The organism is Microbacterium sp. YJN-G, assembly GCF_015040615.1.
GTDB lineage: Bacteria > Actinomycetota > Actinomycetes > Actinomycetales > Microbacteriaceae > Microbacterium.
In genome coordinates, this window is record NZ_CP060402.1 from 105,855 (window position 1) to 132,814 (window position 26,960).

The 26,960-nt window shown below is 69.9% G+C and carries 21 protein-coding genes; 11 read left to right on the top strand and 10 right to left on the bottom strand.

All coding sequences use genetic code 11. The annotated features are described in order from the left end of the window. Window positions 1-41: 41 nt before the first annotated feature. Together H7694_RS00500 and H7694_RS00505 are read right to left on the bottom strand one after the other, a co-directional pair. Window positions 42-734 carry an SDR family oxidoreductase gene (locus H7694_RS00500; RefSeq protein WP_193597656.1) on the bottom strand — a complete coding sequence of 231 codons (693 nt, stop codon included), beginning with the start codon at window positions 732-734 and terminating at the stop codon, window positions 42-44. A 356-nt stretch (window positions 735-1,090) separates the two neighbouring features. Next, on the bottom strand, window positions 1,091-1,720 hold the full coding sequence (locus tag H7694_RS00505; protein ID WP_193597657.1) for a TetR/AcrR family transcriptional regulator: 630 nt from the start codon (window positions 1,718-1,720) through the stop codon (window positions 1,091-1,093). Between the two features lie 193 nt (window positions 1,721-1,913). On the opposite strand from H7694_RS00505, the gene H7694_RS00510 reads away from it, so the two are divergent. The 6 genes from H7694_RS00510 to H7694_RS00535 all read left to right on the top strand — a co-directional run bounded on the left by H7694_RS00510 (window position 1,914) and on the right by H7694_RS00535 (window position 9,982). Then, window positions 1,914-3,554 carry an ABC transporter substrate-binding protein gene (locus tag H7694_RS00510; RefSeq protein WP_227468205.1) on the top strand — a complete coding sequence of 547 codons (1,641 nt, stop codon included), beginning with the start codon at window positions 1,914-1,916 and terminating at the stop codon, window positions 3,552-3,554. 83 nt (window positions 3,555-3,637) lie between these two features. Next, complete coding sequence (locus H7694_RS00515; protein ID WP_193597659.1) at window positions 3,638-4,462, top strand: ABC transporter ATP-binding protein; 825 nt, start codon at window positions 3,638-3,640, stop codon at window positions 4,460-4,462. Beyond that, entirely contained in the window at window positions 4,459-5,292 is an 834-nt protein-coding gene (locus H7694_RS00520) for an ABC transporter ATP-binding protein (RefSeq protein ID WP_193597660.1), read from the top strand. Before H7694_RS00515 ends, H7694_RS00520 begins: the two co-directional genes overlap by 4 nt. Then, window positions 5,289-6,377 (top strand): ABC transporter permease, encoded by a 1,089-nt coding sequence (locus H7694_RS00525; protein ID WP_193597661.1) that lies wholly within the window; start codon window positions 5,289-5,291, stop codon window positions 6,375-6,377. The genes H7694_RS00520 and H7694_RS00525 overlap by 4 nt, the downstream gene beginning before the upstream one ends. Window positions 6,378-6,521: 144 nt before the next feature. Further along, complete coding sequence (locus H7694_RS00530) at window positions 6,522-7,625, top strand: ABC transporter permease (RefSeq protein WP_193599000.1); 1,104 nt, start codon at window positions 6,522-6,524, stop codon at window positions 7,623-7,625. Next, complete coding sequence (locus H7694_RS00535) at window positions 7,622-9,982, top strand: glycoside hydrolase family 3 N-terminal domain-containing protein (RefSeq protein ID WP_227468206.1); 2,361 nt, start codon at window positions 7,622-7,624, stop codon at window positions 9,980-9,982. Before H7694_RS00530 ends, H7694_RS00535 begins: the two co-directional genes overlap by 4 nt. Window positions 9,983-10,125: 143 nt before the next feature. On the opposite strand, the gene H7694_RS00540 is transcribed toward H7694_RS00535, so the two are convergent. From H7694_RS00540 to H7694_RS00560, 5 genes are read right to left on the bottom strand one after another with little or no spacing between them, the layout of a single operon-like run. Beyond that, on the bottom strand, window positions 10,126-10,821 hold the full coding sequence (locus tag H7694_RS00540) for a potassium channel family protein (RefSeq protein WP_193597662.1): 696 nt from the start codon (window positions 10,819-10,821) through the stop codon (window positions 10,126-10,128). Between the two features lie 30 nt (window positions 10,822-10,851). Continuing rightward, entirely contained in the window at window positions 10,852-12,213 is a 1,362-nt protein-coding gene (locus H7694_RS00545) for a TrkH family potassium uptake protein (protein ID WP_193597663.1), read from the bottom strand. After that, window positions 12,210-12,890, bottom strand: coding sequence for a response regulator (locus H7694_RS00550; protein WP_193597664.1), 681 nt, complete (start codon window positions 12,888-12,890; stop codon window positions 12,210-12,212). The genes H7694_RS00545 and H7694_RS00550 overlap by 4 nt, the downstream gene beginning before the upstream one ends. Then, window positions 12,887-14,377 carry an ATP-binding protein gene (locus H7694_RS00555; RefSeq protein ID WP_193597665.1) on the bottom strand — a complete coding sequence of 497 codons (1,491 nt, stop codon included), beginning with the start codon at window positions 14,375-14,377 and terminating at the stop codon, window positions 12,887-12,889. Before H7694_RS00555 ends, H7694_RS00550 begins: the two co-directional genes overlap by 4 nt. Next, the gene (locus H7694_RS00560; RefSeq protein ID WP_227468207.1) at window positions 14,374-16,506 is read right to left on the bottom strand and encodes an APC family permease; all 2,133 of its coding nucleotides are present in this window, start codon (window positions 16,504-16,506) and stop codon (window positions 14,374-14,376) included. The genes H7694_RS00555 and H7694_RS00560 overlap by 4 nt, the downstream gene beginning before the upstream one ends. A gap of 196 nt (window positions 16,507-16,702) precedes the next feature. On the opposite strand from H7694_RS00560, the gene H7694_RS00565 reads away from it, so the two are divergent. Further along, complete coding sequence (locus tag H7694_RS00565) at window positions 16,703-17,896, top strand: MFS transporter (RefSeq protein ID WP_227468208.1); 1,194 nt, start codon at window positions 16,703-16,705, stop codon at window positions 17,894-17,896. A gap of 114 nt (window positions 17,897-18,010) precedes the next feature. Here the strand turns inward: H7694_RS00565 and H7694_RS00570 are convergent, their stop codons facing one another. The 3 genes from H7694_RS00570 to H7694_RS00580 form a co-directional block, all read right to left on the bottom strand. Continuing rightward, on the bottom strand, window positions 18,011-19,015 hold the full coding sequence (locus H7694_RS00570) for a LacI family DNA-binding transcriptional regulator (protein ID WP_193597666.1): 1,005 nt from the start codon (window positions 19,013-19,015) through the stop codon (window positions 18,011-18,013). 100 nt (window positions 19,016-19,115) lie between these two features. Then, entirely contained in the window at window positions 19,116-20,777 is a 1,662-nt protein-coding gene (locus H7694_RS00575) for a glycoside hydrolase family 13 protein (RefSeq protein WP_193597667.1), read from the bottom strand. 69 nt (window positions 20,778-20,846) lie between these two features. Beyond that, window positions 20,847-21,779: a 2-hydroxyacid dehydrogenase gene (locus H7694_RS00580; protein WP_227468209.1), complete on the bottom strand. Its 933-nt coding sequence runs from the start codon at window positions 21,777-21,779 to the stop codon at window positions 20,847-20,849. A 179-nt stretch (window positions 21,780-21,958) separates the two neighbouring features. Here H7694_RS00580 and H7694_RS00585 point away from each other — a divergent pair, with 179 nt between their 5' ends. The 4 genes from H7694_RS00585 to H7694_RS00600 are packed head-to-tail and all read left to right on the top strand — an operon-like array spanning window position 21,959 to window position 26,890. After that, window positions 21,959-23,269 carry an ABC transporter substrate-binding protein gene (locus H7694_RS00585; RefSeq protein WP_193597668.1) on the top strand — a complete coding sequence of 437 codons (1,311 nt, stop codon included), beginning with the start codon at window positions 21,959-21,961 and terminating at the stop codon, window positions 23,267-23,269. Between the two features lie 2 nt (window positions 23,270-23,271). Next, window positions 23,272-24,234, top strand: coding sequence for a carbohydrate ABC transporter permease (locus tag H7694_RS00590; RefSeq protein ID WP_227468210.1), 963 nt, complete (start codon window positions 23,272-23,274; stop codon window positions 24,232-24,234). Then, window positions 24,231-25,178, top strand: a complete 948-nt coding sequence (locus H7694_RS00595; RefSeq protein ID WP_193597669.1) for a carbohydrate ABC transporter permease — start codon at window positions 24,231-24,233, stop codon at window positions 25,176-25,178. Before H7694_RS00590 ends, H7694_RS00595 begins: the two co-directional genes overlap by 4 nt. Further along, complete coding sequence (locus tag H7694_RS00600; RefSeq protein WP_193597670.1) at window positions 25,178-26,890, top strand: amylo-alpha-1,6-glucosidase; 1,713 nt, start codon at window positions 25,178-25,180, stop codon at window positions 26,888-26,890. Before H7694_RS00595 ends, H7694_RS00600 begins: the two co-directional genes overlap by 1 nt. Window positions 26,891-26,960 lie beyond the last annotated feature (70 nt).

Genomic DNA, 26,960 nt, shown 5'->3' on the forward strand with positions numbered 1-26,960 from the left:
GTGCGGGTCGGACTCAGCGGTCAGGGCTCAGAGATCAGGGCTCACAGATCAGGGCGCACCGTCACGTCGGAGATCACCGCGTCGCGCGGCAGATCGAGCGCGGTGAGGACCGCCGTGGCCACGGATGCCGGGTCGATGAACTTCGACGGGTCGTAGGTCCGGCCCTCCTGCCGGTGCACGAGCTCCTGCATTGGCGTGGCGGTGCGGCCCGGATACACGGACGTGATGCGCACGCCGTTGGCACGCTCCTCACCGCGCAGCGCGTCGGCGAGCGCCTTGAGGCCGTGCTTGGATGCCGCGTACGCCGACCAGTCCGGATGCGCGCTGAGCCCGGCACCGGAGTTGATGAACAGCACCTGGCCGCGCGCTGCGCGCAGCCGCGGCAGCAGCAGCCGGGTCAGCTCAGCGGGTGCGGCGAGGTTCACGGTGAGCTGGCGGGTCCAGTCGTCCAGGGCGAGGTCGGCGACCGGCCCGAGCCGGACGATTCCGGCGGCGTGGATCAGACTGTCGACCCGGTCGGGAAGATCCGCAGCGGCAACGGCATCCGCGAGGTGTCCCGGGTGGGCGAGGTCGGCGGCGATTGTCAGGGATCCCGGATGCCGTGCGGCGAGCTCCTGCGCACGGGCCTCGTCGCGGGCGACCAGGACGAGCCGGTCGCCGCGTTCGGCGAGACGCTGTGCGATGACCTGCCCGATGCCGGAGCCGGCGCCCGTGACGACGTGAACCTGCCTCATCCCCCCATCCTCCCACCCCCGCCCCCGACCCTGCCGGGTCCCTGAGCCTGTCGAAGGGCCCGCCCGCCTGGTGAACGTCCCACCCGCTGGGTCCCTGAGGCTCTCGAAGGGCCCCAGCGGCAGCACAGGTGTCGGGCTGGGATGCTTCGACAGGCTCAGCAACCCATCCCTCCCGCACGTCCCACCCGCTGGGTCCCTGAGGCTCTCGAAGGGCCCCAGCGGCAGCACGGGTGTCGGGCTGGGATGCTTCGACAGGCTCAGCAACCCATGCTTCGACAGGCTCAGCAACCCATGCTTCGACAGGCTCAGCAACCCATGCTTCGACAGGCTCAGCAACCCACGGGCTCAGCAACCCATCAGGCGTAGGACTCGAGGGCGGGGCCGGGGTGCAGCACGCTGTTCACGATCGCGCGGATGGCGAACTCGCTGGTCTCGCCGAGGTCGATGACCTCGGGATGCAGCAGCCACTGCAGCTGCAACCCGTCCATGACGGCGAGGATGCTCGCCGAGGCGGCGGCGATGGATGCCGTGTCGGTCACGCCCTCCGCTTCGCACAGCACCGCGAAGGCCTCGGAGACCTCTCGTCGCAGCGTCGTGTACCGCTCCTCGAAGTACTCGCGGCCGGGATGCCCGTCGGTGACCGACTCCGATGAGAGCACCGTGTACGCCTGCACGATGCCCGGCCGATGCGCGTTCGCGTACGCGGTGCGCACCAGGTGCAGGAACAGTTCCGGCCCGCCCGGGATGTGCTTCTCGGCGAGCTCGGCCACGTCGGCCTGGTCGCGGTAGGCCAGCACCTCGAGCAGCAGCTTCTGCTTCGAACCGAAATGGTGCAGCACGCCCGCGTGCGTCATGCCGACCTGCTCGGCGACGTCGGCGAGCGTGCCGTTCGTCGAGCCCTTGCTGCCGAAGATCTCCACTGCAGCCTTCAGGATCTCGATGCGCTTGTGCTGCGCCGCACGGGTGCGGGGCGTGTCCTTTGCCACGTGGAGTCCTCCTGAGGCGAGTGTAACGGTCTGATAATGCTCGCTTGCAAGCTTACTGACTAGTAGGTAATCTGCTCACAGTTCACTTTCTCGCCAGTAAGTGAACAGCACTCGAGCGAAGCCGCTCACATCCCCCGACACCCGGATCAGTGCCCTAGGAGAAGCAATGAAGCTCAGCAGATCAGTTCTCGCGATGACCGCGATCGCCGCGCTCGGCGTCGGCGCGCTCGCCGGATGCGCCCCCGCATCCGGCGACGACGGCGGCACAGCGTCATCCGGCGCGGCGCTCACGATCGCCAAGCCCGACGGCGCGATCACCACCGAGTCGCACAACCCCTACCTGGGCGACTCCTCGGCGTCGAAGTACGGCTACGCGAAGGTGATCTTCGAGCCGCTCGCCCTCGTGAACCCCACCGGTGACCTCGGCACGACGCCGTGGCTGGCGGAGTCGGTGGAGTGGAACGACGACTACACCGAGCTGACCGTCGTCCCGCGCAGCGGCGTGAAGTGGAGCGACGGCGAGGACTTCACCGGCGACGACATCGTCTTCACCTTCGACCAGTTCCTCGAGGGCAGGCTCGCCGACACCTCGGGGCTGAAGTACGAGGGCGCCACCGTCGACGGCGACCGGATCACGCTGAAGTTCGCCGATTCGAAGTACACCGCGCAGTCGCGCGTGCTGCACACCCCGATCGTCCCCAAGCACATCTGGCAGGACATCGCCGACCCGAACACCGACCCGCTCACCGGCGAGGGCCTCGCAGTCGGCACCGGACCCTACGTGCTCGACAACTGGTCGACCGAGTCGGTCACGCTGACCGCCAACGAGGACTACTGGGGCGGCGAGCTGGCCGTCCCCGAATTGCACTACGTCTCCTACGGTGACAACGCCGCACTGACCACGGCACTCGTCTCGGGCGAGGCCGACTGGGCGCAGGCCTTCATCCCGCAGATCGAGGAGAGCTACCTCGCCGCCGACGAGGACAACCACTTCCTGGTCTCGCCGACCGCCGGCGCCGGAACCCTGTTCATGAACCTGCAGGCCGAGCCGTTCGACGATGTGGCGCTGCGTCAGGCGCTCGCCTGGACCATCGACCGGCAGGCCTACGTCGACATCGCCCGCGAGGGCGCGAGCGAGGCGGTCTGGAACGTCACCGGACTCGGCAAGCTGCTCGAAGACGAGATCCAGCCCGAGTACAAGGACCAGAACTACGAGGTCGACGTCGACAAGGCCAGGCAGATCCTGACCGACGCCGGCTACACGTGGAAGAGCGAGAAGCTGATCGACCCCGAGGGCAAGCCGGTCTCGTTCTCGATCTCCGTGCCCGCCGGCTGGAGCGACTGGAACACCGAGCAGGCGCTGCTGGCCGAAGAGCTCGACGAGGCGCTCGGCATTGAGGTCAAGGTCGACCAGCCCGACTGGGGTGGCTGGGATGCCGCACGCCAGGAGGGCACCTTCCAGGCGATCATCCACTGGCTCGAGGACACCGGCAACGCCTACGGTCTGTACACCTCGACCATGGACCCGAAGTGGATCGTCGACGGCAAGGCCCAGTTCAACTTCGGCCGCTTCGACGACCCGGCCGTCACCGAGGCGCTGAACACCTACGCCAACGCCGCCTCCGAGCAGGAGCGCACCGACGCCGTCGCCGTCATGCAGAAGGCGTTCGTCGAGAACGTGCCCGCCATCCCGCTGGGCGCCCACCCGCTGCTGGGCGAGTACAACACCCGCAACTACGTCGGCTGGCCCACCGAGGACGACCAGTACGCCTCGGCCGACCCGACCCAGCCCGGCATCGTGCAGGTGCTCACGAAGCTGACGCCGGCGAACTGATGACACTGCGGGGCCCTGCGCGCACGCAGGGCCCCGCACCCGGCATCCGTTCCCTTCCCTCCCGGCACGAAAGCGACCACACCATGCCCGAACCCCTGCTCTCCGTGCGCGACTTCTCGGTCGTGTACGACGTCGACCCGCCCGTCGCGGCCGTCCGCGACGTCTCCCTCGAACTGCGACGCGGTGAGATCCTCGGTCTCGCCGGCGAGAGCGGATGCGGCAAGACGACCCTCGCCTACGGCATCCAGCGCCTGCTGAAGGCCCCGGCGGTCATCACCGGTGGCACCGTCACCTTCCACGACGCGTCGGGAGACGCGGTCGACGTGGGAGCCCTGGATGCCGAGCAGATGCGCCGCTTCCGATGGGACCGGATCTCGATGGTCTTCCAGGGTGCGATGAACGCGCTCAACCCGGTGGCCACGATCGGCTCGCAGCTCTCGGACGTCTTCGAGGTGCACCGCCCCGAGATGACTCGCCGGCAGCGCCGGCTCGAGGTCGAGGAGCTGCTCGAGCTCGTCAAGGTCGGGCGCGACCGCATCCGCTCGTTCCCGCACGAGCTCTCGGGCGGCATGCGCCAGCGCGTGATGATCGCGATGGCCCTCGCCCTGCGTCCGCAGCTGATGGTCATGGACGAGCCGACCACCGCACTGGACGTGCTCGTGCAGCGCGAGATCCTGCGGCAGATCTCGCAGCTGCGCCACGAATTCGGCTTCTCGGTGATCTTCATCACCCACGACCTGCCGTTGCTGCTGGAGATCAGCGACCGCATCGCCATCATGCGCGATGGCGAGATCGTCGAGCTGCAGACCGCTGGGCGGATCTGGAACAGCCCGCAGCACGAGTACACCCGCCGGCTGCTGGAGTCGTTCCCGCGCCTGACCGGTGAGAGGGGAGTGGTGGTGCGATGAGCATCCTCGAGTTCGACCACGTCACCAAGAGCTACAACGTCCGCGGCGCCGGCCAGATCAAGGCGCTCGACGACGTCTCGTTCACGCTCGAGTCGGGCCGCACGATCGGCCTGGTCGGCCAGTCCGGCAGCGGAAAGTCGACGATCGCCAAGATCCTCACCCAGCTCGAGACGCCCAGCAGCGGCGAGATCCGCCTGGACGGCAAGCCGATCCCGCGCCGCGGACGCGGGCTGCGCACGTACCGGCAGCGGCTGCGGATGGTGTTCCAGGACCCGTTTGCGTCGCTGAACCCGTACCACTCCATCCGGTACCACATCGAGCGTCCGCTGCGGCTGGACGATGTGGTGCCGAAGAGCGAGACCGAGGGGGAGGTGCGGCGGCTGCTGGATCGGGTGCGGCTGGATCCGGATGCCGTGATCGACCGGCGCCCGCACGAGCTCTCGGGCGGTCAGCGGCAGCGCGTCGCGATCGCCCGCGCCCTGGCATCCCGGCCGCAGCTGCTCGTCGCCGACGAGCCGGTCTCGATGCTCGACGTCTCCATCCGGCTGGGAGTGCTGAACCTGCTGGCCGACCTGCAGCGCGAGGAGGGACTCGGCGTGCTCTACATCACCCATGACCTGGCGACCGCCCGGCACTTCAGCGACGAGATCATCGTGCTGAACCAGGGGCGCATCGTCGAGCAGGGGCCCGCCGACGACGTCATCCTGAATCCGCAGGACCCGTACACCCGGCAGCTGCGCGCCGCGTCGCCCGACCCCGAGCGCTGGTTCGCGGCCGGAGGGCGCGCGGACGCGGCCGCCGGTGCGGCCACGGCAGGAGGTGCGCGATGACCGCCGTCGAACCGCACGTCCCCGAGACCGCCCTTCCCGAGACGGATGCCGTCGCCTCGGGCACGACCGCCACCGCCGTCAGCAGCCGGCACGCGCGCGTGCCGTGGCGGTTCCTCGCCAACCGGGCGGCGTTCTACCTGTTCACCCTGTGGGCCGCGATCACGATCAACTTCTTCCTGCCCCGCATGATGAAGGGCGATGCGGTCACCCAGTACCTCGCCCGCAACCGCAACGTCTCCCCCGAGGCCGCCGACGCGCTGCGCGCGCTGCTCGGCCTCGACACCGACAAGACGCTGATCCAGCAGTACATCGACTACTGGGCGCTGCTGCTGCGCGGCGACCTCGGCGTCTCGCTGCTGCACGGGCTTCGCCCGGTCACCGAGGTGATCAGCCAGGCGCTGCCGTGGACGATCGGACTCGTCGGCTTCGCCACGATCGTGTCGTTCGCGATCGGCACCATCGGCGGCGCGATCGTCGGCTGGCGCCGGGGCAGCCGCCTCGACGTGTTCGTGCCGATCACCACGTTCCTCAGCACCATCCCGTACTTCTGGCTGGGCCTGCTGGCCATCGCGCTGTTCTCGGTGAACCTGAGGTGGTTCCCGATCGGCAAGGCGTACGGCGTCGGCATCCGCCCGGAATGGACGTTCGAATTCATCGGGCAGGTCATCCATCACGGGGCGCTGCCCGCGCTCACCATCGTCATCGCGTCGCTGGGCGGCTGGATGCTGGGGATGCGCAACATGATGCTCACGGTGCTCGACGAGGACTACATCATGGTCGCGCAGGCCAAGGGGATGCCGAACCGCCGCGTGCTGTGGCGGTACGCCGCCCGCAACGCCGTGCTGCCGCAGATCCAGAGCTTCGCACTGTCGATCGGGTTCATCGTCGGCGGCACGATCGTGATGGAGATGGTCTTCAGCTACCCGGGCGTCGGCAAGCTGCTACTGGATGCCACCAACGCGAAGGACTACGCGCTCATGCAGGGCGTGTTCCTCGTGATCACCCTGTCGGTGCTCATCGCGAACCTGCTCGCCGACCTCGCCTACGCATTCCTCGACCCGCGCACGCGCCAGACGGAGGCCTGAGCCATGACCGCCGAATCCGACACCCGCGCCTCTGGCGCCCGTGAAGACCGCGTCTCTGGCGCTCGTGAAGATCGCGCCTCTGGCGCACCCACCACGCGTGAGACGGTCAGCCCCGCCGCGCGCGTGGCGCGCGCCGACGGGACCATGGCGGTGCGCACCGCCCGGCCGCTGGACGAGCCCCGCGAGCCCGGCCTGTGGTCGCGCCTGGTCGGCGCGTTCGCGATGTTCCGCAACGGCAAGTCGATCACGGGCCTGGTGATCCTGGGCTTCTTCGTGCTGATCGCCCTGTTCGCCGACGTGATCGCACCCTACGCACCGACCAAGGTCGACAACACCGCGCGGTTCCAGCCGCCCTCGGCCGCGCATTGGCTGGGCACCACGCACATCGGCGAAGACGTGCTGAGCCAGGTCATCCACGGCACCCGAGGCATCATCATCGTCGGCTTCCTCGCCGCGATCATCGCCACCGTCATCGCGATCACCGTGGGCGTCATCGCCGGCTACCTGACCGGCTGGCGCAGCGAGTCGCTGTCGGCGCTGACCAACGTCTTCCTGGTCATCCCGGGTCTGCCGTTGATCATCATCGTCGCCTCGATGTTCGAGGACCCGCCGCTGTGGCTCGTCGCCGCCGTGCTCGGCATCACCGGCTGGGCGTGGGGAGGGCGCGTGCTGCGCGCCCAGACCATGTCGCTGCGCAACCGCGACTTCATCCAGGCCGCGCGCGCCAACGGCGAGCCGTTGCGGCGCATCATCACGATCGAGATGCTGCCGAACCTGATGGCGCTGATCGCCGCGAGCTTCGTCGGTACCGTGACCGCCGCCATCCTCACCCTCACGACGCTGTCGTACATCGGCGTGATCCCCGTGACCACCTACAACTGGGGCACGATCCTCAACTGGGCCAGTGCCCAGGGCGCGTTCCGCCAGAACCAGTGGTGGTGGTACCTGCCGCCTGGGCTCTGCATCGCGTTCATCGGCGTGGCTCTCGCGCTGATCAACTTCGGCATCGACGAGTACGTCAACCCGCGACTGCGCTCGGCAGGCGAGCGCGCCAGGGCGATGAAGAAGAAGGGCCTCGACGTGAACGACGCCGTCACGGCCGTCCGTCCCGAACTCGCGGCCGCGGTCAGCGGCATCCGATCCCGCTCCGTGACGGACGACCGGCGCGTCGCCGACCGAGCCGACGACCGAGTCGACCGCCGAGCCGCCGACCGAGCCCAGCACGACCAGAAGGAACCGACGTCTTGACCAGCACTGCAAGCCTCCTGACCAGCCACGCCTACCAGGATTCCTCCCGGCACATCGACGAGCGTGTCGCCGACCTGCTGTCGCGCATGAGCGTCGAGGAGAAGATCGGGCAGATGCTGCAGCTCGACGCGCGCGACGACCTCGCAGAGCACGTGCTGCGCCGCCACGTCGGGTCGATCCTGCACACCTCGCCCGAGCGCATCGTCGAGGCGAACCGGCTGACCGCGCAGACGCGGCTGCGCATCCCGCTGCTGGTCGGCGAGGACTGCATCCACGGTCATTCGTTCTGGCCGGGCGCGACGATCTACCCGACCCAGCTCGGCATGGCCGCATCGTGGGATGCCGAGCTCGTGCAGCGGGTGGCCAGGGCGACCGCCGTGGAGGTGGCCGCCACCGGCATCCACTGGACCTTCTCGCCGGTGCTGTGCATCGCACGCGACCTGCGCTGGGGGCGGGTCAACGAGACCTTCGGCGAGGATCCGCACCTGATCGGCGAGCTCGCCAGCGCCATGGTGCGCGGCTACCAGGGTGAGGGACTCGCCGATCCGACCGCCATCCTCGCCACGGCCAAGCACTTCGCCGGATACTCCGAGACCCAGGGCGGGCGCGACGCGAGCGAGGCCGACATCTCGCCCCGCAAGCTGCGCTCGTGGTTCCTGCCGCCCTTCGAGCGGGTCGCCCGCGAAGGATGCCGCACCTTCATGCTCGGCTACCAGACCACCGACGGCGTGCCGATCACCGTCAACGACTGGCTGCTCAGCGACGTGCTGCGCGGCGAGTGGGGCTACACCGGCACGCTCATCACCGACTGGGACAACGTGGGCCGCATGGTCTGGGAGCAGCAGGTGCAGCCCGACTACGCGCACGCGGCCGCGGCCGCGGTGAAGGCCGGCAACGACATGGTGATGACCACCCCGATGTTCTTCGAGGGTGCGCTCGAGGCGGTGGAGCGGGGGATGCTGACCTCCACCGACTTCGATGCCGCGGTCGCGCGCATCCTCACGCTGAAGTTCGAGCTCGGGCTGTTCGAGGATCCGCGGCTGCCCTCGGAAGGACTCGCAGACGTCGTGGGACAGGCAGCGCACGCCGACCTCAATCTGGAGGTCGCACGGCGGTCGCTGGTGCTGCTGCAGAACGACGGGACGCTGCCGCTTTCGCCGGCTGCGCCTGGTGGGCCGCTTTCGCCGGCTGCGCCTGGTGGGTCGCTTTCGGCGGCTGCGCCTGGTGGGCCGGTGCCGGATGCCGGCGGCGTGACGGCGGTGCCGGGCGCGATCGCGCGCATCGCCGTCGTCGGGCCGCTCGCCGACGACGCACAGGAGCAGCTCGGCGACTGGGCCGGAGGATCCGGACAGGCCGGCTGGATCGACGGGCAGCCGCGCGAGATGATCACGACCGTGCTCGACGGACTGCGCGAGATCGCGCCGTGGCAGGTCGTACACGCCCGCGGCGCCGACATCCTCAGCCTCGAACCCGACCCCGCGGGCGAGACCTGGCCGGACGGGCAACCCCGCCCGCCGGTGGTCCGCCCGATCCCGGCCGACGACGCGCAGCTCGCCGAGGCGGTCGCCGCGGCGGAGGATTCGGATGCCGTCGTCGCCGTCGTCGGCGACGCGCGGGGGCTGTACGGCGAGGGCCGCTCGACGGCGACCCTCGAGCTCATCGGCGGGCAGATCGCTCTGCTCGACGCGCTGATCGCGACCGGAAGGCCCGTGATCGTGGTGCTGATGGCGTCCAAGCCGCTCGTGCTGCCGGCATCCGTCTCCCGAGCCGCCGCGGTGCTCTGGGTCGCCAACCCGGGGATGCAGGGCGGCCGGGCGATCGCCGAACTCATCACCGGTGCGATCGAGCCGACCGGCCGGCTGCCGATCTCGTTCGCCCGGCATGCCGGGCAGCAGCCGACCTATTACAACCAGGTGCGCGGGCAGCACGGCGACCGCTACGCCGACCTCACCCAGGCGCCGGCCTGGGCGTTCGGTGAGGGCCTCTCGTACACGACGGTCGAGTACTCCGCCCTGATGCTGGCATCGGCGGTGCTGGATGCCGACGGCGTGGTGTCAGCGTCGGTGACGCTGCGGAACACGGGAGAACGCCCCGCGCTCGAGACCGTGCAGGCGTACGTGCGCGACGAGGTGACCTCGGCGAGCTGGACCGACCGCGAGCTGAAGGCGTACCGGCAGGTGACGGTGCCGCCCGGTGAGACGGTGCGCGTCACGATCGAGGTGCCGGTTTCGGCCTGCACGATCGTGGATGCTCGCGGCGACCGCGTCGTCGAGCCCGGCGCCTTCACCCTGCTCGTCGGCCCGTCCTCCCGCGAGCAGGACCTCCTCCCCGCCCCCTTCACCGTCCTGGGTCCCTGAGCCCGTCGAAGGGCCCTGAGCCGCTGGGTCCCTGAGCCTGTCGAAGGGCCATGCCCCCGCTGGGTCCCTGAGGCTCTCGAAGGGCCCCAGCGCAGCAAGGGTGGTCGGGATGGGATGCTTCGACAGGCTCAGCAACCCATCCCTCAGCGCAGCTGCGCGAACTTCTCCACCCTGTTGATCGGGCCGACCACGAGCATCGTGTCGCCCGGCGACAGCACCGTGTCGGGGCTGGCGTTGCTCCACTCGCCGCGCTCCGAGCGGTACGCCGCGACCGTCACGCCGTGCTCCGCGCGCACGTGGGCGTCGGCGAGCGAGATCCCGTGCAGAGACTGCGGCGCGACGGTCTTGACGATCGCGAAGCCCCTGTCGATCTCGAGGTAGTCGGCGGCGGCGCCGCGCACGAGATGCGCGACGCGACGGCCCATGTCCTTCTCGGGGTAGATCACGCGGTGCACGCCGAGCTGCTCGAGCACGGCGCCGTGGCGCTCGTCGACGGCCTTGGCCCAGATGACCGGAACGTTCATCTTCAGCAGCAGTGACGCGGTGAGGATCGAGGCGGTGATGTCATTGCCGATCGACACCACAACACGGTCGAATTCCCCGATCGACAGCTGCTGCAGTACCTCCAGGCGGGTGGCGTCGGCACGCACGACCTGGGTGAGCTCGCCGTTGAGCGACTGCACGACGTCGGCGTCGTCGTCGACCCCGAGCACGTCGGTGCCCGACGCCATCAGCTCGAGCGCCAGGGAGGTGCCGAAGCGGCCGAGGCCGATCACGGCCACGGCATCCGCCTCGGCGATGCGCCTGGCGTCGTCTCCGAAGGAGAGGAACTTTGACACGGGGATCCTTCCGTTCACGGAGCGTGGCGATCAGCCGATCGCCGGACGCTCCTTGGGCAGTTCGTAGGCGATGCGGCGCTCGCGCAGCGCGAGTGCCGAACCGAGGGTCAGCGGGCCGATGCGGCCCAGGAACATCAGGGCGATGATGATGAGCTGCGCGGAGGCAGGCAGGGTCGCGGTGATGCCCGTCGACAGGCCGACCGTCCCGAAGGCCGAGACCGCCTCGAAGAGCACCTGGTCGAGGTCGAGGTCGGTCATCGTGAGGATGCCGATGACACCGGCCATGACCGCGGCGATCGCGACGAGCACCACTGTGATCGCCTCGCGGTGCACCGCGCGCGAGAGCCGCTTGCCGAACACGTTCACCGCGGCGCCGCCGCGCAGCTCGGTCCACAGGATGAAGAACAGCACGGCGAAGGTGGTGACCTTGATGCCGCCCGCGGTGCCTGCGGGGCCGCCGCCGATGAACATCAGCACGTCGGTGATCAGCCACGTCTCATCGTTCACCGCGCCGATGTCGACCGTGTTGAATCCGGCGGTGCGCGCCTGCACCGAGTACGTGAACCCGGCGAGCAGACGGGTGCCGGGATCGAGGGCGCCGAAGGTGCGAGGGTTGTCCCACTCGATCACGGTGACGCACAGCATGCCGACCGCGAGCAGTGCGAGAGTGGCGGTGACCACGATGCGGGTGTTCATGGTCCAGTGCAGGGGCCGGCGCAACTCCCGCCGCAGCTGGCGCAGCACCGGGAACCCGAGCCCGCCGAGGATGATCGCGCCGCAGATCGGCAGGCAGATCCACGGGTCGGCGACGAAGCCCATCAGGCTGTCGGTGTACAGCGCGAACCCCGCGTTGTTGAACGACGAGACCGCGTGGAACACCGCATGCCAGGCGGCCTTGCCCAGGTCGTAACCGTACCCGGTGAGGAACCGCAGGAACAGCAGCACGGCCACCGCCGCCTCGATCAGCAGGGTCGTGAGAAGGATCCCCATCGCGAGGCGCCTGACGTCGCCGGAGTCGGGGCTCTTCGTCTCGGAGGTCGCGAACAGTCGCGACCGCACCGACAGCCGGCGGGCGAGCGCGAGGCCGACCAGCGCGGCGAACAGCATGATGCCCAGGCCGCCGAGCTGGATCAGCAGCAGGATCACGACCTTGCCGAACGGGCTCCAGTACACGGCCGTGTCGACCACGGCGAGCCCCGTGACGCAGGTCGCCGAGGTCGCGGTGAACAGTGCGGTGATGGGTTCGGTCCAGCGGCCCTGGGCCGACGAGACCGGCAGCATGAGCAGCACCGACCCGATCAGGATCGTCAGCACGAAGCCGCCGGCGGTCGCCTGAGCTGGCGCAAGGCGACGCCGCGTCGCCCGCAGCGGCGCGACGGTCCGCAGCCTCATCCGAGCACCAGCCGGTAGCCCATGCCCGATTCGGTGAGCAGGTGCACGGGCGCGCTCGGTTCACGCTCGAGCTTCTTGCGCAGCTGCGACATGTACAGCCGCAGGTAGCCCGAGTCGGTCACCTGGTCGCTGCCCCAGATCTCGCGCAGCAGCTCGAGACGGGTCACCAGGGCGCCCGGATGCCGGCAGAGGTGCTCGAGCATCCGCCATTCGGTGGGCGTCAGGTGCACGCGCGCACCGCCGCGGGTGACGAGTCTCGTCGCCAGGTCGACCGCCACATCGCCGAAGCGCACCGTCGTCTCGTTGGCCTCGCCGGCCGGCGCGACGCGGCGGGCGAGCGCGCGCAGCCGCGCGAGCAGCTCGTCGACCTGGAAGGGCTTCGTGACGAAGTCGTCGGCGCCGGCGTCGAGCGCGTCGACTTTGTCGGCCGACCCGGTGCGCCCCGAGACCACGATGATCGGCGCCTGTGTCCAGCCGCGCAGCGCGTGGATCACTTGCATGCCGTCGAGCTGCGGCATCCCCAGGTCGAGCAGGATGATGTCGGGATGCTCGCGCGCGGCGAGCGTGATCGCCTCGGCACCGTCGGATGCCGGGATCACCTCATAACCGTGCGCGGCGAGCGTGATGCGCAGCGCGCGCACCAGCTGCGGGTCGTCGTCGGCGATGAGCAGCTTCATGAGGCGTCCTCGGTCGTCGAGGGGGCGGGGTCGGGTGCGGCGGGGGCGGATGCCGCCAGCGGCAGCGAGATCACCATGGTCAGGCCTCCACCAGGGGTGTCTTCGGGGATGAGCGTGCCGCCCATGCCCTCGGTGAACCCCTTCGACAGGGCGAGGCCGAGCCCGAGTCCCGTGCCGTTGTCGGTGTCGCCGAGGCGCTGGAACGGCGCGAACATGCCGGGCTGGCGGTCGCGGGGCACGCCCGCACCGTGATCGATCACCCGGATCTCGCCGTGGCGACCGCGCCGCGCGGTGGTCACCGTCACCGCGGCATCCTCCGGCGCGTGCCGGTGCGCGTTGGCGAGCAGGTTCACCAGCACCCGCTGCAGCAGCACGGGGTCGGCCTGCAGCGGCGGCATGGCGGGGTCGAGACGCAGCTCGACGTCGGAGGGCGGCAGAGCCAGTTCGTCGAGCGCGGAGAGCACCGACTGCTCGGCATCCGTCGCCGTCAGCGACACGGCCAGCACCCCCGCCTCGACCCGGGTCACATCGAGCAGGTCGGTGACCAGCGCCGACAGGGTCGCCAGGCTCTCGTCGGCGGTGGTGAGCAGCTCCTCACGGTCGGCGGGGGAGAGGTCGTGGGCGGCGCGCAGCCCGCCGATCGCGGCGACGGCCGAGGCGAGCGGGCGGCGCACGTCGTGGCTGAGCGCCGACAGGAGAGCGCTTCGCACCTGGTCGGTCTCGGCGAGCGCCGCAGCCTCCTGCGCGGTGGCGCTGAGATCGGTGTGCTCGAGCGCGGCGCCCAGCTGCGCCACGATGACGTCGAGCAGGCGGCGGGCGGGGGCATCCAGCGGCCCGCCGTGCAGCTCGAGGGTGGCCTGCGTCGTGGCGGATGCGCCCGAGCGGGGCACCGCGACGGCCGTGAACCGTCCGTCGCGCACCGGCTCGCCGTCCAGGGCGAGCACCTCGCCGTCGGCGCCGATCAGGCGCACGCCGCTCAGCCCGAACGCCTCACGCGCGCGGGAGATGAGCGCCTGCACGGCGTGCTCACCACGCAGCACGTTGCCGGCGACGGCGGCCAGCAGCTCGGCCTCCGCGGTGGCGCGCATCGCCTCGCGCCCGCGCCGGGCCGCGGCGCTGACGATCAGGCTCACCAGCACCGCGATCACCACATACAGGCCGAGGGCCACCGCGTGCAGCGGGTGCGCGATCGTGATCGAGAACTCGGGGGCGACGAACAGCAGATCCAGCGTGAGGCCCGACAGCACCGCGGCGAACACGGCCGGAAGCATCCCGCCGATCAGGGCGACCACCACGACGAGAAGCTGGTACCACAGCACCTCGGCGGTGATCGATTCCGGGCTGCGCATCGCGAGCAGCAGCCAGGTCAGCAGCGGCCCGCACACCAGGGCGACGGCGAACCCGGCGAGCTGGCGACGCCAGCTCAGCGACACCCGGGAGATGCGCGGGAGCAGACGCCGCGCCTCACCACCGCCTTCGATGCTCATGATCGTCCTCCCGGTCGCATCGTAGCCCCGGCGGCGGGGACGGATGCGGCGGCATCCGGTCGCGTGCCGGCGGCGGCATCCGGTGGTCCTGCCGGGCGCTGGGCCCGTCGCCCCGTGACGACGGCCGGGCGGCCCGCGCGCTCCTGGCCGGGCACCGGCCGGGAACGGCGGCCGTAGATGAGCTCCGACGAGTCGAGCAGCCACGGCACCAGGGCGATCGACACACCGTGCACGAGCATGAGCTGATTGGCGATACGCCGTGCGCGGCGGTTGTGCAGCAGCGCCTCCCACCAGTGGCCGACGATGTACTGCGGCAGGTACACGGTCACGACAGCCGGGCCGTGCTTCTCGCGGTGACGCTCGATGAACTCGGCGACCGGCTGCGCGAACGAGCGGTACGGCGAGTCGAGGATCACCAGCGGCACAGGGATGCGGTGCTGGCGCCACTCGCGCTGCAGCTGGCGACCGTCGTCGGCGTTCAGCGCTACGTGCACGGCGAGCGTCTTGTCGTGCTCGGCGGCGATGGCATAGTCGATCGCCTTCAGCACGGGCTTCTGCAGCCGGTTGACGAGGATCAGCGCCACGTCACCGCTCGAGCCGAAGTGCGGGGAGTCGTCCACCGCGATCTCGTGCTCGACATCGCGGTAGTACCGCTGCACGCCCAGCATGAGCAGTGCCAGGATCGGGATCGCGAAGAACACCAGGTACGCACCGTGGGTGAACTTGGTGACGGTCACGATGACCAGCACGAGCACGGTGAACACCGCGCCGGTCACGTTGATGATGAGTCCGCTGACGACCGGACGGCGCTCGGGGACCCGATCCGCTCCGGTGTGCGAGCGGGGTGCTCGCAGCACCCGCCGCCAATGCCGCACCATGCCGATCTGCCCGAGCGAGAACGACACGAACACGCCGATGATGTACAGCTGGATCAGCGTCGTCAGCCGCGCCTGGAACACGATCAGCACGGCGATCGCGCCGAGCCCGAGCAGGATCATGCCGTTCGAGAACACCAGCCGGTCACCGCGGGTGTTCAGCGCCTTCGGGGCGTAGCCGTCGCGGGCGAGCACGGCGCCCAGCAGCGGGAAGCCGTTGAACGCGGTGTTGGCGGCGAGCAGCAGCACACAGGCGGTCGCCGCCTGGATCAGATAGAACGGGATGCTGCCCGCGCCGAAGGTCGCCGAGGCGACCTGCGCCATCAGGCTCGGCTGCGGTGTCGTGCAGTCGAAACCGACCAGCGCGCACGGGTTCTCGGCGTAGTGCACCCCGGTGATCAGGGCCAGCGCGGTCAGGCCCGCGAACAGGCAGACCGCGATCGTGCCCATCATCGTCAGGGTCATCTGCGCGTTGCGCACCTTCGGCGCGCGGAACGCCGGCACGCCGTTCGACACGGCCTCGACACCCGTCAGGGCCGAGCATCCGCTCGAGAACGCCCGCAGCACCAGCAGGATGACGGCGGCCTGACTGAGATCCTCCGCGTGCATCGCGAACCCGGCACTCGAGGCGACCGGCGCGTCGCCGGCAGCGGTGCGCGCCAGGCCGACGACGATCATCACCACCACCGATCCGATGAACACGTAGGTGGGGATCGCGAACACGAGCGACGCCTCGCGCACACCACGCAGGTTGATGATCACGATGACGATCACGAACGCGACGGCGAGCTCGACGCGCATCGGGTCGAGCTGCGGCAGCGCCGAGATGATGTTGTCGACGCCCGACGCGACCGACACCGCGACCGTCAGCACGTAGTCGACCAGCAGCGCCGCGGCGACGATCACCCCGGGGATCTCGCCGAGGTTCTTCGACGCCACCTCGTAGTCGCCGCCGCCCGAGGGGTACGCCTTGATCAGCTGCCGGTAGCTGAGCACGACCACCGTCAGCAGCAGCACGACCGCAGCCGCGACCCAGGGGGCGAAGCTGAGGAAGGCCAGGCCGCCGAGCGCCAGGATCATCAGCAGCTCCTGCGGGGCGTAGGCGACCGAGCTCAGTGCGTCGGAGGCGAAGATCGGCAGCGCTCGGCGCTTGGGCAGCAGCTGCTCATCGACCTGCTCGGTCGTGAGAGGGTCGCCGATCAGCAGCCGCTTGGCGACGAGCTGCGGAGCGTCGGCGAGGTCTTTTCCGTCCACGTCCGACGACGCTACGCCGGGTGCGGGGGCCGTACTCCGATCCTCACGGGATGCCTACGGCTGCGACCCGGCTCATCACGGAATCCTCACGGGCGGATGCCGTGCCTGACACACTGCGCTCGATGTCGCCGTCGTCGGAGGAACGCCTTTTCCCGACAGGGATCGAATCGGTTCGGAACTCTGCTTGGATGATCAGGTGCGCACCACCGATGAGACGCGTCCCGCAGGGTTCGGGGCGCTGCTGTGGCTGTCGCTGGCGACCTTCTCGATGGGCATCGACGGGTACGTACTGGCGGGCCTGCTGCCGCAGATCGCCGAAGACCTTGCCGTGTCCGACGCCGTGGCCGGCCAGCTCGTCGCGGTGTTCCCGCTGACGGCTGCGATCGCCGGCCCGGTGCTCAGCGCGCTGACCGGACGGTGGGAGCGCAAGCTCATCATCGCGATCTCGCTGGGTGTGTTCGTCGCAGGCAACCTGCTGATCGCGATCGCGCCCGATTACGCGACCGCGATGGCGGGCCGCGTCGTCTCGGCCATCGGCGGAGCGCTGCTCAGCGCCGTGGTCAGCGCCTACGTGCTCGCCAAGACCGCGCCCGAGCGCCGCGGTCGCGCGCTGTCGTTCGTGCTCGGAGGCTTCCTCGCGGCGACCGCCCTCGGCGTGCCGGTGGGGCTCGTGATCGGCCAGCAGGACTGGCGCCTGCCCCTGTTCCTGGTCACCGGCGTCGGCGCGGTCGCGCTCATCGGCATCCTGATCAACGTCCCCCGGCTGCACCTGCCGGCCCTGTCCCTGCGAGCGACGCTCAGCCCGCTGGCGCGGCCGGCGGTGATCGGGGCGATCCTCGTCGCCACCGGCATCATGTGCGCGAGCTACCTGTGCTTCACCTATGCGGCGTACATCTTCGAGCCGCGCATCGGCAAAGAGCTGATCGTCGCGGCGATGTTCGGCTACGGCGTGGTCAGCCTCGGCGGCAACATCCTCTCGGGCCGGGTCACCGACCGGATCGACCCGAAGAAGGTCATCGCGCTGATCATCGGCATCCTCATCGTCGTCGCCCTGCTGGGCACCGTCGGCCTGCTGCTGCCCGGCATCGCCGGAGCGGTCGCCGCCTTCGCCTGGTTCTTCGGCTGCGCGTTCTTCAACGGCGGGTCGGGTGTGGCGCTGCAGTCGCGCCTGGGGGATCTCGAGCCCGAATCGATCTCGCTCGTGCTCGCGCTGAACGGCAGCGGGATGCAGCTCGGCTCGGCGCTGGGCGGGATGCTCGGCGGCGCGCTGCTGGCATCCGGTCTCACCGCCGACGATCTCGTGCCCTCGTCGGCCGTCGTGCTCGCCGCGACCATGGTGCTGCACCTGTTCGTCTCGCGGGCGAAGCCCCGCGTCGCCCTCGCCGCCTGACGGCGCCGGGCGCCGCGCGCGGCCGCCGAGACTTGCGATTCAGCACGACACAGGGCGCCAGAGAGCCTGTCTCGTGCTGGAAGGCAAGTCTCGGGGGGAAGAGAGGGGCGGATGCTACCGCCGGGCGGTCGTGCCGCGGACGATGAGCTCGTAGGGCAGGTCGCCGCCGGCCGGAGCATCCGTCACACCGTCGAGCTGCGCGAGCAGCGCGGCGGCCGCACGCTCGCCCTGCGCGAGCGGCGCCTGGTCGACGGTGGTCAGCTGGAAGAACTCGCCCAGCTCGTGACCGTCAATGCCGACGATCGACAGGTCCTCGGGCACCGCGAACCCGAGGTCGCGGGCGGCGAGGATCGCGCCGATCGCCATCTCATCCGAGGCCGCGAAGATCGCCGTCGGGCGGGGCCCCGGCCGGCCCAGCAGCTGCTTGGCCGCCCGGTAGCCGCCGTCAACGGTGAAGTCCGCCGGCTCCAGGAACTCCGGCTTCAGCCGGATCCCGGCATCCGCCAGCGCCTCTTCGAAACCGAGCCGGCGCTGGGTGGGGATGTGGAAGTCGAGGTCGAACTCGGGGTTCGCGCCGATGTGCGCGATGTCGCGGTGGCCCAGGCTCAGCAGGTGCTCGGTGGCAAGCCGCGCCACCGCCGTGTCGTCGACGGTCAGCGTGTGCAGGCGCGGGTTCGGCCCGCCGATCGCGATGACAGGCAGGTCGAGGGCGAGCAGCCGGGAGGTCTCATCCTCGTCGAGTTCGATCGACACCGCGATCACGGCATCCACCCGCTGACGCCGCAGGAACGTGGCGAACACCTCGCGACGCACCGCGGCGTCGGCGGTGATGTTGTACAGCGTGACGTCGTAGCCGGCGCGCATGAGCGCGCTCGTCACCCCCGAGAGCACGGTGCTGAAGAACCAGCGGTCGAGGAACGGCACGATCACGCCGACGTTCTGCGTGCGCCCGGATGCCAGGCTCGACGCCCGTGACGACACGACGTAGCCGAGCGACTCGGCGGCGACCCGCACGCGCTCCCGGGATGCCGGCGACACGTGCCCGCGTCCGCTGAGCGCGCGCGACACGGTCGCCGTCGACACGCCGGCGAGCTTGGCGACCTCGTCGATGCTCACCATGTCGGCGCATCCTCTCCGTGAGAAACCACATTCAGCATGAGACACCACGTCCGGCGTGGTTTCTCACGCAGAACATGGTTTCTCACGGCGGGGGCCGGGCTCAGGCGCGGGTGAACCAGGCCGCGGTGTTCTGCGGCAGGGCGGTGCCGGTGAACGGCTCGCTCTGCACGACGAAGGTCACGCCCTCACCGAGTTCGATCGGCTCGGTGCCCAGGTTCGCGACCACGTGCAGGTCACCGCGGCGGAACGCCACGGCATCCGCTCCTGCATCCTCCCACACCAGCGATCCGGTGCCGAGCACGCGCTCACGGCGCTCGGAGATCAGGCGGCGGTACAGGTTCAGGGTCGACTCGGCGTCGCCGTCCTCGACGTCGCGGGCGAACTGCGCCCACTCCGCAGGCTGCGGCAGCCACGACGCACCGGTCTCGTTGAAGCCGAACGCGGGGGCGTCGGCCGACCAGGGCAGCGGCACACGGCATCCGTCGCGGCCGTACCGCTCACCATTCGTGCGGAACCAGGTCGGGTCCTGGCGGAACTCGTCGGCGATCTCCATCGCCTCGGGAAGCCCCAGCTCCTCGCCCTGATAGATGTACGCCGAGCCGGGCAGCGACAGCATGAGCGTCGTGGCGGCGCGGGCGCGCGACAGACCGATCTCGGGGTCGGGCTTGCCGGGCGACTTCGGACCGATGCCGTCGCCCTGCGGGCTGTCGGCCGTGAGCGCGAGCCGCGAGGCGTGCCGGATCACGTCGTGGTTGGAGAGCACCCAGGTGCTCGGGGCGCCGACCTTGCCGAACTCCTCGAGCGACTCGCGGATGACGGCGCGCAACTGCTCGGCATCCCACGGCGTCATCAGGTACGGGAAGTTGAAGGTCTGGTGCATCTCGTCGGGACGCACCCACAGCGCCGTCTTCGCGAGGGTCGGCAGCCACGCCTCACCGCACAGCGCGCGGTCGCCGTCGTACTCGGCGAGCACCTCGTGCCAGTCGCGGTAGATGTCGTGCACCTCGTCCTGACCCCAGTACGGCACGTTCTCCTCGCCGCCTCCCATGGAGTCGGCGTCGGCGACCGGTGCGTAGTCGGGCAGGCCCGCCTCCTTGACCATGCCGTGCGCCACATCGACGCGGAAGCCGTCGACGCCGCGGTCGAGCCAGAAGCGCAGGATGCTGCGGAACTCCTCCTTGACCTCTTCATTGGTCCAGTCGAAGTCGGGCTGGGTGACGTCGAAGATGTGCAGGTACCACTGGCCGGGCTTGCCGTCGGCCTCGATCACGCGCTCCCACATGCCGCCGCCGAACACGCTCTCCCAGTTGTTCGGGGGCAGCTCGCCGTTCTCGCCGCGACCGTCGCGGAACACGTACCGGGCGCGCTCGGGGCTGCCGGGTGCGGCCTTCAGCGCCTCCTGGAACCAGACGTGCTGGTCGGAGGAGTGGTTCGGCACGAGGTCGACGATCACGCGGATGCCGCGAGCGTGTGCCTCTTCGAGCATCCGGTCGAAGTCGGCGAGGGTGCCGAAGATCGGGTCGACGTCGCGGTAGTCGGCGACGTCGTAGCCGGCGTCCTTCTGCGGGCTGGTCATGAACGGGCTCAGCCAGATCGCGTCGACGCCGAGCTTCTTCAGGTCATCCAGCCGGCTCGTGATGCCAGGCAGGTCGCCCAGGCCGTCGCCCGATGCATCCGCGAAGGAGCGGGGGTAGATCTGGTAGATGACGGCCGTGCGCCACCATTCGGAGCCGGGGGAAGCGATCTGCTCGAGCTGTGCCATGCGACCAGGCTACTGCAAGCGCTTACAGTCCGGTAGTGCGGGGGATCGAATCGGTTCGATCTCCCCGCCTCAGCCCGGGATGACGACGTTCAGCGGCGGCTCGCCGGCCAGCATCCGCTCGATCTGGGTGCGCACGAGCCGCGCCATGCGCGGATTCATCGCGGTCGACGCCCCTCCGCCGTGCGGGCTGACGAGCAGGTTGGGGGCGGACCAGAGCGGATGCTGCTGCGGCAGCGGCTCCTGCTCGAAGACGTCGAGCGCGGCGCGGATGCGGCCCTCGCGCAGAGCGGGCAGCAGTGCGTCGGTGTCGATGAGCGGCCCGCGGCCGACATTCACGAGCAGCGCGTTCTGCGCCATCCGGCCGATGAGGTCGGTGCTGAACAGGTGGTGCGTCTCGGCGCCGCCGGGCAGGCTGAGCACGACGATCTCGGCCTCGGGCAGCAGTGCGGGCAGCTCGTCGATGGCATGCACCGCCACCTCGCCGACGCCCTCGACCTGCTCGGTGCGGGCGCTGCGCGCGACGGCGGTGATCTCGACCTCGAACGGTGCGAGGCGCTGGGCGATGGCCTTGCCGACTCCGCCGAAGCCCACCAGCAGCACGCGGCGATCGGCCAGGCTGTCCGCGAAGACGGGGGACCACTCGCCGCGCTCCTGCGCGAGCACGAACCGGGGCAGCCGGCGCTGCGCGGCGAGCATCAGTGCCAGGGCGAGCTCGGCGGTCGAGGCCTCGTGCACGCTCGCGGCGTTGGCGAACGGCATCCCGGCCGGCAGCAGCTCGGCCACCCCGTCGTAGCCGATCGACTGGCTCTGCACGAGGCCGACGCTGAGTTCCTCGAGCGCGCCGAGCGAGCCCGTGCTGCCCATGTACGGGGGCACGACGATGTCGATGTGCTGCGCCGGCGCGGGGGACTTCATGTCCCAGACCCGCAGGTCGACCTCGTCGGGGACGGCGCCGATGTTCGCGGCGAGACGGTCGGTCGGAACAGTGACGAGAAGGCTCACACCTCGACCCTAGACGCACCGCCGATCCCTGCCGCCGGTGAGTCGGTGATGGTGACCGCGAACGGCTGAGATCTCAGATCGGTCACAGTGGTTGACACATCTGCGTTTTGTATACAGAATACCAAATACTCAAAAGTCGCCGGCTCCCCGGCTCTTCCAATGACGAAAGAGGTTGCGGAATGTCCCGCTCCAGCACTCGGAAGTATCTCGCCGCCTTCGCGGTCGGTGGACTCGCGCTCGGACTCGCCGCGTGCAGCGGCGGCGGCGGAGGCGGCGGCGGCGTCGATGCCGACGGCAAGGCCACCGTCGTCTGGTCGACGTGGGGAACGCCCGAAGAGCTCACCCGGTTCGAGGAGTTCAACGAGGACTTCATGGACCGCCACCCCGACATCACCGTCAAGCTGCAGCCGGTCGCCTCGTACGGCGAGTACCACTCCAAGCTGCTCGCCCAGCTGACCAGCAACACCGCCCCCGACGTCTTCTACGTCGGCGACGACATGATCGGCCAGTTCGTCGACTCCAACCGGCTCATGCCGCTGAGCGACCTGATGGCCTCGGACGCCAGCAAGACCAAGCACGACGACTTCTTCCCGGGCCTGTTCGGCGCCGCCGAGAAGGACGGCGAGGTGTACGCCGCCCCGAACGACTCCAACCCCGACGTGCTCTGGTACGACAAAGAGGCTCTGAAGGCCGCCGGTGTCACCGAGGACCCGGCGACGCTGGCCGAGAACGGCGAGTGGACCACCGACAAGTACCTCGAGATGAACGCGGCCCTGGCCGACGCCGGGCTCACCGGCTCGATGTTCTGGAACTACTGGGCCACGCACTGGAGCTGGCTGTCGTCGCAGGGCCTGGACGCCCCGTACGACGACGGTGGCGCCTTCGTCGCCCACGAGGATGCCGACACCGTCGCCTCGGTTCAGCAGTTCGGCGACCTCTTCCAGGACGGCACGTTCGTCGTCGCCGACACCCTCCCCGAGGGCGCCGGCGCCGACAGTCTGTTCGTGACCCACAAGGCCGGCTTCTTCGTGCAGGGCCGCTACACGATCGGCACGCTGAACTCAGCCGGCGTGCAGGACTCGTACGACATCGTGCGCTGGCCCACCCCCGACGGCGAGGCAGCACCGACCGGCGTCGCCACGTCGTTCCTCGCGATCAACGGCAAGACCGAGGTGAAGGATGCCGCCTTCACCTTCTGGACGGAGTTCCTCTCGGCCGAGGGTCAGATCTTCCGCCTGCAGGGCGAGGGCAACGCCGTGCCGTCGATCAAGGGCGCCGACGAGGTCGTGCTCGAGGGCGGCTACCCGGCGCACGCACAGACCTTCCTCGACATGCGCGACATCGGCTTCGAGGACTACCCCGCCGAGGCCCGCGTGCCCGGCCTGCCCGTCGCGATCAGCGAGGAGTTCCAGAAGCTCTACGAGGGCAAGGCCGACGCGCAGCAGACGCTCGACGCCATCGCCGGACTCGTCGAGGAACGGTCGAAGTAAGAGTGACGCAGCAGATCGGCACGGAGCGGATGCCGCAGGTGACCCCTGCGGCATCCGCCCCGCGCCTGCGCAGGGAGTCCGCCTGGCGGCGGCGCGACCGGCTCTGGGGCTACGTGTTCGTCGGCCCGCAGCTGCTGGGCATGGCGCTGTTCGTGGTGCTCCCGTTCACCGCGAGCCTGGTGCTCGCCTTCGCCGACTGGGACGGGCTCGGTGAGCTGACCTGGGTCGGCGCCGACAACTTCGTCGACCAGCTGCAGGACCCGCTGCTGCTGCGCTCGATCCTGAACACCCTGGCGATCGCCGTGGTCACCGTGCCGATCGGCCTGGGACTGGCGGTCGTGATCGCCGTCGCGCTCGAGCGTCTGAAGACCCGGGCGCTCTACCTCGTGCTGTTCTTCTCACCCGTCGTCACCGCCACCGTCGCCATCGCGATGATCTGGCAGCAGATGTTCCGCGTCGACGGCGTGCTCTCGACCACCATCTCGACCGTGTTCGGCATCGAGCCGCCGAACTGGCTGCAGGACCCGCGACTGGCCCTGCTGGCCGTCTGCATCGTCACGATCTGGTCGTCGCTGGGCCTGAACGTGGTGATCTTCCTCGCCGGACTGCAGAACATCTCGCCGTCCGTGATCGAGGCGGCCCGCATCGACGGCGCAGGCGCGGTGCGCCTGCTGCTCAGCATCCGCCTTCCCCTGCTCTCGCCGATCGTGTTCTTCTCGTCGGTCATCGCGTTCATCTCGTCGCTGCAGACCTTCGACATCGTCTACGTGCTGGTCTCGGGCGGTGGGCCCGACAACGCGACCCGCACGATCGTCTATCACATCTACGATCTGGGCTTCGGGCGCTTCGAGTTCGGCCCGTCGAGCGCGGCGAGCATCATCCTGCTCGTGCTCACGCTCGTCATCACCGGCATCCAGTTCGCCGCGCAGAAGAAGTTCGTGCACTACGAGGACGACCCCGCATGAGCGAGATCACCACGCCCCGCCTCACCGACGGCACGGCACTGCCTCCCACGGACTCGACCATCGCCATCGTCGCACCGGGCACCAGGCGCCAGCGCCCCGGCCGGCACGCCGCCGGACGCCGGCGCACCGGCGCCGTGCTGCTGCACATCACGCTCGTCGTCGCCGGCATCGCGATGGTGTTCCCGTTCGTGTGGATGCTGCTGACGTCGCTGAAGACGCTGCCGCAGCTGCTGCAGCGTCCGCTGGAGTTCCTGCCGAATCCGTGGAGCGTGCAGAACTACGCCGACGCGTGGAATGCCGTGCCGTTCGGGCAGGCGTACCTGAACAGTGCGTACATCACGGCGCTGGTGGTCGCGGGCACCCTGCTGACGGCATCGATGGCCGGGTACGCGTTCGCGCGCATCCGGTTCCGCGGCAGCAAGGTGCTCTTCATCGTCTTCCTCGCGACGCAGATGATCCCGGCGCAGGTGACGCTGATCCCGTTCTACCTGCTGATGTCCAACCTCGGCTGGGTGGACTCGCACCTGGCGCTGATCGTGCCGGGCATGATCGCGAACCCGTTCGCCGTGTTCCTGATGCGGCAGTTCGTGCTGTCGCTGCCGAAGGAGCTCGAAGAGGCTGCGCTCGTCGACGGCGCCGGCCGCCTGCGGATCTTCTTCAGCATCGTGCTGCCGAACCTGCGCCCCGGCCTCGCGGCGCTCGCCATCATCACCTCGCTCAGCGTGTGGAACGCGTTCCTCTTCCCGCTGATCCTGCTGAACACGCCCGACCTGTTCACCGTGCCGCTGCTGCTCACCTCGTTCCAGGGCCAGCACGGCTCGATCAACTACGGGCTGGTCATGGCGGCATCCGCGATCGCCACCCTGCCGATGCTCATCGTGTTCGTGATCGGACAGCGGAAGATCCTCAACAGCATGGCCGCCTCGGGACTCGGTGGCCGCTGATGACGGATGCCGCCGGCCTCGCCGCGCTCGCCGCAGGCCACCTCGACCTGATCACCGCGCCGTTCACCCTGCCCAGGTCGCGGATCCTCGTGTTCCGCTCGGAGGACGGCGACGGGGTGCGCGTGCACACCTCCGAGTACGAGAAGCCGCTCGACGAATGCCGCCTGCTCGACGGCGTGACGGTGACGGATGCCGCGGGGCAGGTGCTGCCGGTGTCGGACGTGCTTCCGTGGCGCATCGCCTTCGGCTCGTCGCCCGCCTGGGTTGCCGGCCCTTCGACAAGCTCAGGGACCCAAACGGGACCGCCCACTCTCACGTTCGACGGACCCGCCGCCCTCTCGATCGCGGGCCCGGAGGGCACGCGGGTCGAGCTGCGGCATCCCGACGGTCGGATCGAGACTCTTCCGCTCACCCCCGCCGGCATCCGCTTGCGCCTCGGCGCCGGCCGCACCGCCGTCACCGAGGACGGCGACCACGCCGCCGCCCTCGCCGCGTGCGAGGCGCAGTGGCTGGAGTGGTTCGCGAAGTGCCCGCGCGTGCGCACCGACCTGCAGCCGATGACCGCGTTCTGCTGGTGGGTGCTCGGCGCCAACATCGTCGAGCTGCCCTCCCTGGGTGACGCCAGGGCCGTCGTCCCCTCGAAGATCGGCTACGTGGGCCTGTGGCAGTGGGACGCGTACTTCATCGCCGTGGGCCTGCGCCACGGTGACCCCGAGCTCGCCCGCGAGCAGCTCGACATCGCCTTCCGGTTCGCCGGCGCCGACGGGCAGCTGCCCGACGTCGTGCACGAGCAGGGCATCCTCGCCTCCAGCGACGACCTGCCCGAGAGCGACCGCGCGACGCTCCGTCGCGCCGGATCGCAGATCGCCGACCCGTCGCAGCCGGTGCCGCTCACCAAGCCGCCGCTGGCCGCGTGGGCGCTGCGCCGGGTTCTCGAGGTCGAGGATGCGCCCGACTGGGCGCGCTGGCAGCTCGACCGGGTGATCCGGTCGCAGGACTGGTGGTTCGCGGCATCCGATCTCGACGGCGACGGGATGCCGGAGTACGGCCACCCCTACTCGTCCGGACTCGACGACAGCCCCGTCTTCGACGGCCCTATCCCGACCGCCGCCCCCGACCTCGGGTCGTACCTGGTGTGCCAGGACCGCGAGATCGCGGGGCTGCTGGCCCGGTACGAACCGGATGCCGACGCCACGCGCTTCGTCACGCGCGCCCAGCGCACGCAGGAGCTGCTGCTGCGGATGTGGGATGCCACGTCATCCCGCTTCATCGCCTTCGGCGCGGGCGAGCAGATCCGCTCCGACACGGTGCTGGGGCTGCTGCCGCTGCGCACCGGCACGCTGCCGGACGACGTCCGCGACGCGCTGCGCACCGCGCTCGACGACCCGGAGCGCTACGCCCTGGCGTGGGGGCTGCCCACGGTGGCGGCATCCGACCCCGATTTCTCACCCGAGCGCATGTGGCGCGGGCCGATCTGGATCAACACCAGCGCTCTCGTCGCCGAAGGCCTCGAGGCCTCCGGCTTCGCCGACCGCGCGCGCGAGCTGCGCGAGCAGACCGTGCGCCTGGTGGTACACGGCGGCGGGCCGCACGAGTACTACAACCCGCACACCGGCCTGAAGGCCGGCCGCGCGACCACCGCCTTCGGCTGGTCGGCCGCCTTGTTCATCGACCTGGCCGTCCGGCTGACCGAGCCCGACCCGCACTCCTGATCCCCTCGCGCGGATCTCCGACCCCGTCACCCGCGCGAAATCCGACTGACAATTTCATACCCGATCGCTG